The sequence below is a fragment of the Pseudoramibacter porci genome, assembly GCF_009696145.1.
In the GTDB taxonomy this organism is placed as follows: domain Bacteria; phylum Bacillota; class Clostridia; order Eubacteriales; family Eubacteriaceae; genus Pseudoramibacter; species Pseudoramibacter porci.
In genome coordinates this window covers 55,444-67,783 of sequence record NZ_VUMO01000005.1, presented here as the reverse complement: position 1 = coordinate 67,783, position 12,340 = coordinate 55,444, and the positions used below count along the sequence as shown (strand labels likewise).

The 12,340-nt window shown below is 51.9% G+C and carries 11 protein-coding genes and 1 tRNA gene; 4 read left to right on the top strand and 8 right to left on the bottom strand.

Annotated elements, in window-relative coordinates:
* Nucleotides 1–44 precede the first annotated feature (44 nt).
* A complete protein-coding gene (locus tag FYJ52_RS04975; protein ID WP_154576153.1) occupies nt 45–1,418 on the bottom strand; it encodes a citrate synthase in 1,374 nt (457 codons plus the stop codon).
* A gap of 367 nt (nt 1,419–1,785) precedes the next feature.
* On the opposite strand from FYJ52_RS04975, the gene FYJ52_RS10025 reads away from it, so the two are divergent.
* From FYJ52_RS10025 to FYJ52_RS04965, 3 genes are read left to right on the top strand one after another with little or no spacing between them, the layout of a single operon-like run.
* Nucleotides 1,786–2,559, top strand: coding sequence for a transporter substrate-binding domain-containing protein (locus FYJ52_RS10025; RefSeq protein ID WP_205960761.1), 774 nt, complete (start codon nt 1,786–1,788; stop codon nt 2,557–2,559).
* 30 nt (nt 2,560–2,589) lie between these two features.
* Nucleotides 2,590–3,246: an amino acid ABC transporter permease gene (locus FYJ52_RS10020; RefSeq protein WP_328598767.1), complete on the top strand. Its 657-nt coding sequence runs from the start codon at nt 2,590–2,592 to the stop codon at nt 3,244–3,246.
* On the top strand, nt 3,239–3,970 hold the full coding sequence (locus FYJ52_RS04965; protein WP_154576152.1) for an amino acid ABC transporter ATP-binding protein: 732 nt from the start codon (nt 3,239–3,241) through the stop codon (nt 3,968–3,970). Before FYJ52_RS10020 ends, FYJ52_RS04965 begins: the two co-directional genes overlap by 8 nt.
* 148 nt (nt 3,971–4,118) lie before the next feature.
* Here FYJ52_RS04965 and FYJ52_RS04960 read toward each other — a convergent pair whose 3' ends face one another.
* The 4 genes from FYJ52_RS04960 to FYJ52_RS04945 form a co-directional block, all read right to left on the bottom strand.
* Nucleotides 4,119–4,778, bottom strand: coding sequence for a YigZ family protein (locus FYJ52_RS04960; protein WP_154576151.1), 660 nt, complete (start codon nt 4,776–4,778; stop codon nt 4,119–4,121).
* On the bottom strand, nt 4,778–6,025 hold the full coding sequence (locus tag FYJ52_RS04955) for a serine hydroxymethyltransferase (protein ID WP_154576150.1): 1,248 nt from the start codon (nt 6,023–6,025) through the stop codon (nt 4,778–4,780). Before FYJ52_RS04955 ends, FYJ52_RS04960 begins: the two co-directional genes overlap by 1 nt.
* Nucleotides 6,026–6,151: 126 nt before the next feature.
* Nucleotides 6,152–7,705, bottom strand: a complete 1,554-nt coding sequence (gene cls, locus FYJ52_RS04950) for a cardiolipin synthase (protein ID WP_154576149.1) — start codon at nt 7,703–7,705, stop codon at nt 6,152–6,154.
* A 112-nt stretch (nt 7,706–7,817) separates the two neighbouring features.
* The gene (locus tag FYJ52_RS04945) at nt 7,818–8,240 is read right to left on the bottom strand and encodes a helix-turn-helix domain-containing protein (RefSeq protein WP_235901543.1); all 423 of its coding nucleotides are present in this window, start codon (nt 8,238–8,240) and stop codon (nt 7,818–7,820) included.
* A 277-nt stretch (nt 8,241–8,517) separates the two neighbouring features.
* Here FYJ52_RS04945 and FYJ52_RS04940 point away from each other — a divergent pair, with 277 nt between their 5' ends.
* Entirely contained in the window at nt 8,518–8,712 is a 195-nt protein-coding gene (locus FYJ52_RS04940) for a DUF739 domain-containing protein (protein ID WP_154576148.1), read from the top strand.
* A gap of 389 nt (nt 8,713–9,101) precedes the next feature.
* Here the strand turns inward: FYJ52_RS04940 and FYJ52_RS04935 are convergent, their stop codons facing one another.
* The 3 genes from FYJ52_RS04935 to FYJ52_RS04925 all read right to left on the bottom strand — a co-directional run bounded on the left by FYJ52_RS04935 (nt 9,102) and on the right by FYJ52_RS04925 (nt 12,271).
* Nucleotides 9,102–10,652 (bottom strand): sodium:solute symporter family protein, encoded by a 1,551-nt coding sequence (locus FYJ52_RS04935; RefSeq protein WP_154576147.1) that lies wholly within the window; start codon nt 10,650–10,652, stop codon nt 9,102–9,104.
* 115 nt (nt 10,653–10,767) lie between these two features.
* A tRNA-Arg gene (locus tag FYJ52_RS04930) sits at nt 10,768–10,844 on the bottom strand.
* 149 nt (nt 10,845–10,993) lie between these two features.
* On the bottom strand, nt 10,994–12,271 hold the full coding sequence (locus tag FYJ52_RS04925) for an MFS transporter (RefSeq protein WP_154576146.1): 1,278 nt from the start codon (nt 12,269–12,271) through the stop codon (nt 10,994–10,996).
* Nucleotides 12,272–12,340: the final 69 nt, after the last annotated feature.

Here is a 12,340-nt window from a genome sequence, read left to right as displayed (position 1 = left end):
CGCGCTGTAAATGCTTTCAGAATTACATGACTTAAGCATGTAAATTATTTTCCGCCTTCGTGCCGCGCTTCGATCGGAACGAAAGGTCTGCGTTCCGGAATCAAACTTTCATAAGCCGGACGCATGATGACTTTCCCGTTGACGATTTCTTCGATGCGGTGCGCACTCCAGCCGACGATGCGGCCGACGGTGATCATCGGGACGTAGAGTTCCGGCGGGATGTCGAGCATGCGGTAGACAAATCCGCTGAAGAAGTCGATGTTTGCGCAGACAGGCTTGTGGTAAAGGCCGCGTTCGTTGATCATTTTGGGCGCGAGTTCCGCTACGGCCGCGTACATATCAAATACGTCGTTTTGTTTTTTCGCCTTGGCGAGTTTTTCGCCGTACTTGCGTAGAATCTCAGCGCGCGGGTCGGAGATGGAATACACCGGGTTGCCGATGCCGTAAATCTTGCCGCTCTTGTCAAAGGCCTTGTGGTCGAGCAGCGCGGAGAGATAGCGCTTGATGCCGGCCATATCTCCGGGTCCTGCGATGTTTTCTGCCAGGTCTTCCATCATTTCGGGCACGAGCAGAATCTGTCCGCCGTGCTTCGGCCCTTTGAGAGAACCGATGGCCGCCGCCATTGTCGAGTAAGTGTCCGTGCCGGTCGAAGAGACGACGCGGTCGACAAAAGTCGAGTTGTTGCCGCCGCCGTGTTCCATGTGAAGAATCAGTTCCACTTCGAGCACCCATGCCTCGAGGTCCGTGTATTTCCGGTCTGGACGGAGGAGGCTCAAGAGAATTTCTGATGTGGACATATTCGTGTGGGGACGGTGCAGATACAAAGAATTGCCTTTGATGTAGTGGTTGTACGCCTGATAGGTGTACATGACGAGCTGCGGAAACTGTGCGATGAGTTTGATGCTCTGGGCGAGCACGTATTCGGGTGAGGTGTCTTCGCTGTTGTCGTCGTAGGCGCCGAGGGAAAGCACACAGCGGGTCAGCATGCGCATCAGATCGTTGGAAGGCGAGTGCATGATGATGTCCCGCACAAAATGCGGCGGCAGCGCGCGCTGGCTGTCTAACACATCGCGGAAGTCGTTGAGCTCATCCTGAGTCGGCAGATCGCCGAAGAGCAGCAAAAACGCAGCGGATTCGTACCCAAAACGGCACTGGGTGAAGCCGCTGATAATGTCGTTAATATCGATGCCGCGATACCAGAGCTTGCCCTCGCAGGGGACGCGTTTGCCATCAACGCTTTCGAAACCGTCAGCTCGGGAAATATTGGTCAGTCCGACCACAAGTCCGTTGCCTTCTTCGTCTCGGAGCCCTTGACTGACCTTGTGGGCCTGGTAGGTTTCCATCGGGATCTGATCCCGCGCAACGGTCCGCGACGCGTATTTACGAATAAAAGCCTGGGTAAATGGATCGTTCGCCATCTGAACTTAACCTCCTTGCATGTTTATCGTGCAGCCGTGAATTTTGGATACAATTTATTTATTTTTATAAATTTTAGCAAAGGCATGGGTAAAAGTCAATTGTATACAATTTAATTCAACCTTAGAAAGCTTAAGGGGTTAAACGAATTTACGCCGTGTGTGCCACCAAAAGAGGAACATGCAGATTTTGTATATAAATTCAGCGTATTCGACGAAAAATAACAGGAAATTTCTGTTTAAGTTAAGCACTTTTTAATAATTTGAATTGCACCAGGTATACAAAGATGATAAAATTAAAAGTAATTTAAAACTGTTTTAATGCTTTCTTAACGGAGCAGCAAAACACAATAAAAATTGGAGGATTTTTATGAAAAAAGGTTTGAAATTGGGCCTGATTTTTGCACTTGCCTTGGTCACTGTCATGACATTTGGTGCTTGTGGATCATCCAGCAGCTCAAACTCCGATGAGTACATCATCGCAACGGACACCACGTTCGCTCCCTTCGAATTTGAAAACAGCAAGGGCAAGCGCGTCGGGATCGATATGGACTTGCTCAAGGCCATCGCAAAGGATCAGGGATTTAAGTACACCGTCAAGGCGCTCGGTTTCGACGGCGCAGTTCAGTCTCTTGAAAGCGGCCAGAGCGACGCCGTGATCGCTGGCATGAGCATCACAGACGAACGCAAGAAAAAATTTGATTTCTCAGATCCGTATTTTGACTCCGGGATCGGCATGGCAGTCAAGAATGATTCCAGCATCACCAGCTACGATCAGTTAAAGGGCAAGAATGTTGCGGTTAAGGCCGGTACGGAAGGCGCGTCCTTCGCAAAAGAAAACCAAGACAAATACGGCTACACCCTTTCGACCTTTAAGAGCAGCGCGAACATGTACGAAGACGTCAAGTCCGGACACTCCGCTGCCTGCTTCGAAGATTATCCGGTCCTCGGCTACGCCATCACAAAAGGTCAGCCGCTGAAAATCGTCGGCGATCTCCAGGCTGGCAATTCCTACGGTTTTGCTGTTCAGAAAGGCAAAAATCAGAAGCTGCTCAAGATGTTCAATAAAGGTCTGAAGAACCTGAAGAAGAACGGCGAATACGACAAGATCATCAACAAATACATCAAGACAAGCAGCAAATAAGCCGAATCATCATTATTTTTGGAGGTCATTGTGAGTTTTTTTGAATTACTTTCACAATCATGGCCCCGCCTGCTCCAGGGACTTGGAGTGACTTTGGAATCAACCCTGATATCGCTGGTACTCGCCGCGATATTAGGGCTTCTTTTCGGGATGCTTTCCGTGTCCAGAGCTGTGGGGGCCCGCGCTGTCGCGCGCGTTTACGTCGACATCATCCGAGGAACGCCGATTATCGTTCAGGCGTTCTTCATTTATTTTGGGATTACCAGTGCGCTGAATTTCCGCATGGAACCCATGACGGCCGGCATCATCACCCTGACGCTGAATGCCGGCGCTTATCTGGCTGAAATTTTCCGCGGCGGGATTGAATCCGTCGATAAGGGCCAGATGGAAGCGGCCCGCAGCCTTGGCCTGTCTCACGGCGTGGCCATGCGCAGTGTTATTTTGCCGCAGGCGGTGCGCACCATGGTGCCGGCGATTGTCAATCAGTGCATCATCACGTTGAAGGACAGCTCGATTCTGTCGGTTATCGGTATGGCGGAACTGACGCAAATCGGGAGCTTAATCATCGCGGACAATCTGGAATCCTTTAAGGTGTGGATCATCGTCGGGGTCATGTACTTTATCATTATCATGATTCTGTCAACCATTTCCAAACGTATTGAAAAGAGGTTGAAAGCAGATGCCTAAGATTATCGTTAAAAATTTACAGAAAAAATTCGGCGATCTTGAAGTCCTCAAGGACATCAATCTCGAAGTCGAAGAAGGGGAAGTGGTCTGCGTCATCGGGCCGTCCGGCTCCGGCAAGAGCACCATGCTGCGCTGCCTCAATGGACTTGAAGTGGCCACCAGTGGTTCCATCGTGGTCGATGGCCACGAAATCACCGATCCGAAGGTCGACATCGACCTCGTTCGGCGCAACATCGGCATGGTGTTCCAGCAGTTCAACCTGTTCCCGTTCATGACGGTCAAAAAGAACGTCACCTTCGCACCGGTCAAGCTTGGACTCATGAGCCAGGAAGAAGCGGACAAGAAGGCCGATGAGTTGCTCGACCGCGTCGGCATGCTCGACAAAGCGGACGCTTATCCGAGACAGCTCTCCGGCGGGCAGCAGCAGCGTGTCGCGATCGCCCGCGCCCTTGAAATGAATCCGGACGTCATGCTTTTCGACGAACCGACTTCCGCCCTCGACCCGGAAATGGTCGGCGAAGTGCTGCGCGTCATGGAAAAATTGGCGTCTGAAGGGATGACGATGGTTGTCGTGACCCACGAAATGGGTTTTGCTAAACAAGTTTCCGACCGGACGATCTTCATTGACGGCGGCGTCGTCGTCGAAGAGGGACCGCCGGAAGAAGTGTTCAACCATCCGAAAAACGAACGAACTCAGAATTTCCTGAACATGGTGCTGCAGTAGCTCAGTTCGGTTCAATTTGCGAGGATATCGCGTTTTCAGCGCGCTCTGAATCATTCAGGGCGCGTTTTTATTTTGTACATTTTAATTTTAAGGTATAAAAAACAGCTCTTGCCGGATTGACAAAAGCTGCATATTTTCTGTATGGCCACTATTTTTTCGGCGCGGCAATCAAGGTGTCGACCCATTTCGCTTCGCCCGTGGTGATTGCCGCCTGACCGGCGGTTTGGTCGGTTAGAAATGCGGCGAATTCAGCCGTTTCGCCGACAGGCACCTCAAAATCCAAAGTGACCGTTTCTTCAAAACGCGACTGCACCGGCTGCCAGGAGGCCTTGCCCGAGGCGGCGAGTTTTTGGATTAATCCGCCGTACATCGGGTAGGGGATCACGACGCGGACGGTATCAGACCAGATTTTCCCGACGATGCGCGCGTGATCGAGGACGAGGGACGCTGTTCCGGCGTAGGCGCGGATCAGTCCGCCGGCGCCGAGCTTAACCCCGCCGAAATACCGGACCACCGCGACGCCGACATTTTTCAGCTCCCGCCTGAGGATGACGTCGAGAATGGGGCGGCCGGCCGTGCCTGAGGGTTCGCCGTCGTCGCTGGCCTTTTCCCGCGGCGGCTGAGTGCCCAGGACGTAGGCCGAACAGACGTGGGTGGCCTTGAAATGTTTTTTTCTGAGCTTGGCGATTTCCGCGGCGACGTCATCCTCGGTTTCGGCGTGAAATACGACGCCGATGAACCGGGACTTGTTGATCGTCTGCTCCGCCTCGGCAGCGGTCAGTACGGTTTTGTAATCTTGGTCTGCCATCAGTCGTCAGACATCAGATCCGGGTACAGCGGGTATTTGTCGGTCAGGGCTTTGACTTTGGCTTTCGCCGCGTCCGAATCCTTCTTGATCAGCGCGTCTTCAAAGATGTCGGCAATGACGCGCATGTCGTCTTCGACCAATCCGCGGGTGGTGACGGCCGGCGTGCCGACGCGGACACCACTGGCGATGAAAGGCTTCTGGGTGTCGTAGGGGATTGTGTTTTTGTTTGCGGTGATGCCGACAGATTCGAGGGTTTCATCCGCTTCTTTGCCGGTCATGCCGACGGCAGATACATCGACGAGCATCAAGTGGTTGTCGGTGCCGCCGGAGACAATGCGGAAGCCCCGTTTGGCGAGTTCATCTGCGAGCACCGCGGCGTTTTTGACGATCTGCTTCTGATAGGCGATGAAGTCGTCGGTCATCGCTTCCTTGAAGCAGACGGCTTTCGCGGCGATGGTATGCATCAGCGGGCCGCCCTGAGTGCCTGGGAACACGGCTTTGTCGATGGCCTTGGCAAATTCGTTTTTGCAGAGGATGAGGCCGCCTCTCGGCCCGCGCAGGGTCTTGTGTGTTGTCGTCGTGACGATATCGGCGACCGGAACCGGCGACGGGTGCAGGCCTGCAGCGACGAGTCCTGCGATATGAGCCATGTCGACCATGTAAAGGGCGCCGTTGTCGTGGCAGATTTTGGCCATGCGTTCGAAGTCAATGATGCGCGGATAGGCGGAAGCGCCGGCGACGACGAGTTTAGGTTTCACTTCCTTGACTTGCGCTTCAAAAGCGTCGTAGTCGATTAATTCGGTCGTTTTGTCGACCCCGTAAGGAACGAAGTTGTAGAGCTTGCCCGATAAATTGACCTTTGAGCCGTGGGTCAGGTGGCCGCCCTGATCGAGGGCCATGCCCATGACGGTGTCGCCCGGCTGGAGCAGCGCGAGGTAGACCGCTGTGTTGGCCTGGGCACCGGAGTGAGGCTGGACGTTGGCGTGTTCGGCGCCGAAGAGTTCGCAGGCGCGGTCGATGGCCAGCTGTTCAATTTCGTCGACGAACTGGCAGCCGCCGTAGTAGCGCGCACCCGGCAGCCCTTCCGCGTATTTATTCGTCAGGTGGCTGCCCATGCAGTCCATTACCGATTCCGAGACGAAGTTTTCTGACGCGATCAGTTCAAGGCCGTCCTGCTGGCGGTGCCATTCCTTGCGCATGATATCGTAGACCGCTGGGTCGGTCTTCTTGACATTTTCGTATCTCATATTACCTCCAATGATCGTGATCTTCCGTACAAATGATCATGTGTTATTTTGCCCTTATATTTTACCACAAGAAAGCGGGAATAAAAGGGGGCAAGTAAAAAAGACCGCGCAGCGGCGGTCTCGTGTTTACAAAAGCGGAGCGAACAGTCTGAGCAGGGACTGAACGAATTGGCGGAACAGGGAAAGGCGTTCGCGCTGATAGGTTTGCGTGACTTCGTGGCAGAGGGTGAAGGTGTGGTTGAAATCGGCGAGAATGTTTTGAATCGCCGGGACTTTGATCATCTGGACACCGCACTCGAAATGCAGGTAAAGGCTGCGGTAATCTAGATTAACGGTGCCGACGGTAGCAGCCTCGCCGTCGCAGATACATTGCTTGGCGTGAATGAAGCCGGGCTGATATTCGAAGATCCGCACACCGTTTTGCACGAGCTGGGAATAATATGACCGCGTCAGCGCGTAGACGAGGGGCTTGTCCGGCACACCGGGGGTGATGATGCGCACGTCGACGCCGCGTTTGGCCGCCAGGCCGAGTTCGCGGGTCATCTCGTCGGTGATGATCAGGTAAGGCGTGGTCAGGTAAAAATAATGCTTGGCGTGTTTGATCAGGTTCAGGTAGACGTCTTCGCCGACGTGCTCAAAATCCAGGGGGCTGTCGGCATAAGGCTGGACGTAGCCTTCGGCGCCTTCGATTTTTTCCCAGGGTGCGAAGTATTTCATATCGATTTCGTCTGGGGTGTCGGTGTGTTTGACGGCGTTCCACATTTCGAAAAACATCAGCGTGAAGGAGCGCACAGCGGAGCCTTCGAGGCGGACGCCGGTGTCCTTCCAATAGCCATAGGGGTGGGTGATGTTGAAGTATTCGTTGGCGAGGTTGTAGCCGCCGGAGTAGGCTACCTTTCCGTCGATGACGGTGAACTTGCGGTGATCGCGGTTGTTCATGAAAACATTGAGCAGCGGAATCACCGGGTTGAAATCCCGGCACTGGATGCCGTCGGCCGCCATGCGTTTGATGAAGCTTTGATTGATGAAGCCGATGCTGCCGATGTCATCGTAAAACAAACGCACCTCGACCCCTTCCTTGACCTTTTGCCTTAGAATGTGGTAGATGCCGGCAAAAGCCTCCGCGTCTTCAATGGCAAAGTACTCCATAAAAATAAAATGCTCGGCGCGGCGCAGATCATCCTTCATCGCGTCGAGGGCTTTATCGGCCAGATCGAAAAACTGAACCGCCGTGTTGTCGTAAACCGGATAGGGGCCGTAATGGCGGACATAATGGCAGATATTGGCCAGCGCCGGATCGGTGCTTCGAAGCTGATCGGCGACAGCGGCATCCTGCGCCATCATCGGGTAGAGCAATTTATCGATGGCTGCGTAGCGTTTGCGCATACGTTTGGTGACGTTGATGCGCCCGCCGAGGGCGTAGAGCAAAAGTCCGAATTCTGGAAACAATAGGATCAGGAAGATCCACGGCATTTTGATGCCGGCGTTGCGCCGCTCGCCGAAAATGATGATGGTGACGACCAGCGACGCGATGCGCACACCGGTGTGAATCCAAGCATAAGCGGAGTAAAGCCTAAGAAAAACGGCGTATAGAAAATAAAATTCCAGTGCAATCACCGCGACGGTGAGCACCAATCTGGCGACACCGTTTTGGACGGCAGCCTTTTTTTCAGTACGCATATTGAGTAGGGAGTCCTTTCAAAGTTTCCCTTATTGTATCGAAAATAACGTGAAGAAACAAGCAGCGCCGCATGCAGACGAGCGTACGGCGCAAAAATTAGAATAAATATAATTAATTGTTGTCATTTGATTGAATATCGGCATCGTGAATCAGTGCGTTGTGGCCGCTGCACCGTTCGTATTCGAGGCTTAAAACCGTATCGACGACCATTTGGCCATGCTCGTCGAGGCAATTGTATTTGTAGAGCCCCTCAGGTTCGGAAAGGTGATTTTGAAGCAGAAGATTGGGGTCAGCGTCGCGGGTCCAGCCCATGATGTAAGCAGGAGAGACGTCGAGCGCGTCGGCGATGGCTTCAATTTTATCCGACGGAATATTGGTGACGATGTCAAACTCGTATTTGTACATGGTTTGTTTCGAAACACCGATAGTCCGCGCCAGCTGTTCTTGACGGAAACCGTGCTGGATCCGCAGCGTTCGGATGCGTTTCCCTTTGGTCATCACGGGTTTTGATGTAGTAATTTGTTCTTTCTTCATTATTTTATCCATCTCATTTGTGAAATTTCTGACTGTTTACATTATAACATGTAAATGAATTTTAATACAATTATAACTTGACAACCTTAGAAAAAGGTGAGAGAATAAAATTTACTAAGAAGATACTTAATTACAAAAACAAAAACAAAAACAAAAACAAAAACAAAAACAAAAACAAAAACAAAAACAAAAACAAAAACAAAAACAAAAACAAAAACAAAAACAAAAACAAAAACAAAAACAAAAACAAAAACAAAAAAGGAAAAGAAAAGGAAAAATGGTCGACACAATTCAATTGCGTAAAATTATGAAAGAACAGGGATATCGGGACGACGATCTGGCTGATGCAATCGGTCTGACGTCCAGTGAATTCGCCAGACGCATGTCAGAAAGTGTTTTTGGAACGGATGAAATCGAGAAAATGATCGAGATTTTGAAAATTGAACATCCAGAATCGATTTTTTTTAAATAAAATCACGGTACGCGTATTCTCAAGCTGTGCTGTTTGCAGATGCAGGTTGATCTAATGATTTCGCTCAGTTTGGGCGTTTTTTTATTGCTCAAAAACGAAGCATCCCCCTTTTTACGATGTTGAGGCCGTGGACTTGAGAGTAACTTGTATTGTCAAAATCTAAGAATAAAATTTATAAAATGTACGCGTTTTATTAATTAAAAGTAAAGAAACGAGCAATCATCTTGAGTAAAAGTGGAATATTTCGTATCTTTTATTTATTTCAAAGTAACGTTTGGATATTGAAAATTACAGTGAACGGCGAAATCGAAATCATCAGTTGGCATTAAAAAACGTTTGGCAGGAGAATTTTTTCTTCTGCCAAACGCTTTTTTGTATCTGCCGATGATTTACGCTTCTTCATCGTCAGACAGCGCTTCGCGCTGTTCAACGAGAACCTTTTTGCCGTAGCAGGCGAAGGTGGCGGCCACGCGGTCCGCGTCGGGCTTTTTCGTGAACAGAGAAACGACCGGGACGATTACAAGGCCAGCCACCATACAAAAGGCACCGGCGTTAATGGGCGACTGGAGCACCGCCGGCAGATGGGCGCCGGCAAACAAATCCACGAGCATAAAGCAGACGGCGAAGATAAAACTGCACCAGCAGCCCGCAGCAGTAGTCCCTTTCCAATACAAACCGTAAAGGAAGGGCGCCAAGAACGCGCCGGCCATGGCGCCCCAGGAAATTCCCATGAGCTGGGCGATAAAGGTCACGTTCGAGCGGTACTGAATCAGGGCAATGACGACGGAGATCGCGATAAAGACGACGATCAAACCGCGCATAATGGCGACGAGTGTGTCGTCATCCCTGTGTTTTTTAGACTGTCCGCGGATGAGATCTAAAGTGATCGTCGAGCTGGACGTCAGCACGAGGGAGGAGAGCGTCGACATCGACGCAGACAGAACGAGCACGACCACGACGCCGATGAGCAGATCCGGCAGACCGGAGATCATCGTCGGTAAGATTGAATCATATCCATTTTTAACTACGTCGATCTGACCGGCAAATAATCGGCCGAAACCGCCGAGAAAATAGCAGCCTCCGGCGACAATAAAGGCAAAGGCGGTGGAGACCACAGTGCCGGTGTCGATGGCTTTTTCACTTTTGATCGCGTAGAATTTCTGAACCATTTGCGGCAAGCCCCAAGTCCCGAGAGAGGTCAGCAGCACGACGCCGAGCAGGTTGAGGGGATCGGGTCCGAAAAAGGACGCGAAAACGCCGGGGGTCTTGGAGATCGCCGGATCGCTGACTCGCGCCATTTGATCCAGCGCAGCCATGAAACCGCCTTTGCTGGCGAGGACAGCGGCAATGACGGCGACGATGCCCACGAGCATAATCAGCCCTTGAATGAAGTCGTTGATCGCGGTCGCCATATAGCCGCCGGCGATGACGTAAATTCCGGTCAGAATCGCCATCGCGATGACGCAGACGCTGTAGTCGATGTTGAAGGCCATGCCGAAAAGGCGGGACAGTCCGTTGTAAAGCGAGGCGGTGTACGGAATCATGAAGATAAAGGTGATGATCGACGCGGCGATTTTCAGCGCGTCGCTGTCAAAACGCTTGCCGAAAAAGTCGGGCATGGTCGCCGAATTGAGGTGCTGGGTCATGATGCGGGTGCGGCGCCCCAAAACTGTCCATGCGAGGAAGGAACCGAGCAGCGCATTGCCAATCCCGGCCCAGGTGGCGGCGATGCCGTATTTCCAGCCGAATTGTCCGGCGTAGCCGACGAAAACGACCGCCGAGAAATAGGACGTGCCGTAGGCGAATGCTGTGAGCCAGGGACCGACGCTGCGCCCGCCGAGGACAAAGCCGTTGACATCTGTCGCGCGCTTTCTGCAGGTGAACCCGATGAACAGCATGACGGCAAAGAAAATGAGAACCAGTGCGATTTTGATAACCATAAATTTCCTACTTTCCTGATGAATCAAAGGTTAAGGTTGATTATAGCATAGCCTCATTAGGAAAATTAGGAAAAATGACAAAAAAAATAAGCCCTGAGGCTTAAAAATAAAAAAGTGGTGCGCCAAAAGGGATTCGAACCCCTGCCCTTTCGGTTCGTAGCCGAACGCTCTATCCAGCTGAGCTATTGGCGCATCTGCTTTAAAAAAGCTTACTTGATTATTATAGCAGTTCAAAAATAAAAATCAAGTATTATTTTAAAAAAATTTATTAAATTGAAAAAAGCCGGCTGGAGCGGTCAAAACCGCCCTGCCGGCGAATTAACTTTGAATAACGTACAGGATTATTCTTGATCATCGTCCCGGATAAACAGGTGAGTGGCGCTCTTCGTATAATGATGAGGCTTGGGCCGGCGCTTGCGCTGAGTGGCCCATTGCGGGGACTCGGTGGACGACGCCGCAGAATCTGCAGGAGTGGACGACGGGGTGCGGGTGCGCATGGCCGCTTTCCGCGCCTTCAGCTCTCTAAGCTTCGCAGCTCTTTGCGCGGCTTCTTCAGCCTGACGGACCTTCTTTGGTTCCCATTTTGTGGTGGCGTCTGCCAAGGCAGCGGGCTGAGCGTGGCGAGCTGGTTGTGTGTGATGGGTTGGCCGTGGAGTGGCAGTTCGTTGATTTTCAGGCTGCTGAACGCGAACCCGCGGCTGGGTCGATACACGGCGTTTCGCCGAATTGGCCTGCACCTGCGAACGCTGTGGTCCCGCGCTGCGGGTGTGTTTTGACGGATGAGCGGACGATTCTTTTTGTGGTTCGATGAAAAGCGGTTCGCGCTTTTGTCTCGGCTGGCTTTGTGCGGTGACATTGACGACAGCTTTGCGGGGCTGTGCCGTCTGGCGTCTAGCGGAGGGAGAAGAGGTGCGCGACGCGCTGCGGCTGCGCTTTTCAAAGTCTTCGGCCAGCGCCTGTTTGGCGCGCGCCTTGGCCTGCGCCTGCTTGATCGCGTTGCGGGCTTCATTTTGGTCAATGACCTGAACCCTTGGCTGCATCTGCGTCTGTCGGCGCATGGTGCTGCGTCTGAGATGGCTGGTGTCGAGGGTGACAGTGCCCTGGCGGACAACTGCGGCTTGAGGCGACGGCGTTTTTTTCAGTTTAGCTGGGGTTTCGATTTCAACCATGTCTGCGCTGTCCTTCATCATGAAGTGCATGATCGAGCGGAACCAGATCGCGTCAATCTGGATAAAGAGACCGACGGCGAGGATGCAGAACAGCCCGATCAGGAAATACATCGGGAAAGGTGCCTGCTGGTTCTTGACGAGCATCATGCCGCCCGAAGCGCCGAGCCACACCCCCTGAGCGATGAGGATCACCGTTTCGAACATACTGCTGCGGAACAACTCGTATTCTTTGCTTGCAAAAATACCGATGAGGGCCACGACCAGCGCGGCTGCCATAAGGCCGATCCACACGTGGGATAAAATAGATTGATAGAAGGACGGGAGTTTTTCGTAATGATAGAAGCTGAAACCGAGGATGACGTAAACCGCGTCCAGAATGAGACTGACAATGCCAAGCCGTTTCCGTGCCTTGGAAACGTAAGGCTTATTGGGTTTTTCCATGCGATTCATAAATTCTCCAAATTCTAGTTTAACAGAACTATTATATAAAAATCAGATAAGCTTTGCAAATTCTTAAGG

What these genes read in the sequence shown, in the direction of transcription:
- FYJ52_RS04975 (WP_154576153.1), bottom strand. Translation starts at nt 1,418, where the DNA reads ATGGCGAACGATCCATTTACCCAGGCTTTTATTCGTAAATACGCGTCG.
- FYJ52_RS10025 (WP_205960761.1), top strand. Translation starts at nt 1,786, where the DNA reads ATGAAAAAAGGTTTGAAATTGGGCCTGATTTTTGCACTTGCCTTGGTC.
- FYJ52_RS04965 (WP_154576152.1), top strand. Translation starts at nt 3,239, where the DNA reads ATGCCTAAGATTATCGTTAAAAATTTACAGAAAAAATTCGGCGATCTT.
- FYJ52_RS04960 (WP_154576151.1), bottom strand. Translation starts at nt 4,778, where the DNA reads ATGGCAGACCAAGATTACAAAACCGTACTGACCGCTGCCGAGGCGGAG.
- FYJ52_RS04955 (WP_154576150.1), bottom strand. Translation starts at nt 6,025, where the DNA reads ATGAGATACGAAAATGTCAAGAAGACCGACCCAGCGGTCTACGATATC.
- cls (WP_154576149.1), bottom strand. Translation starts at nt 7,705, where the DNA reads ATGCGTACTGAAAAAAAGGCTGCCGTCCAAAACGGTGTCGCCAGATTG.
- FYJ52_RS04945 (WP_235901543.1), bottom strand. Translation starts at nt 8,240, where the DNA reads ATGAAGAAAGAACAAATTACTACATCAAAACCCGTGATGACCAAAGGG.
- FYJ52_RS04940 (WP_154576148.1), top strand. Translation starts at nt 8,518, where the DNA reads ATGGTCGACACAATTCAATTGCGTAAAATTATGAAAGAACAGGGATAT.
- FYJ52_RS04935 (WP_154576147.1), bottom strand. Translation starts at nt 10,652, where the DNA reads ATGGTTATCAAAATCGCACTGGTTCTCATTTTCTTTGCCGTCATGCTG.
- FYJ52_RS04925 (WP_154576146.1), bottom strand. Translation starts at nt 12,271, where the DNA reads ATGAATCGCATGGAAAAACCCAATAAGCCTTACGTTTCCAAGGCACGG.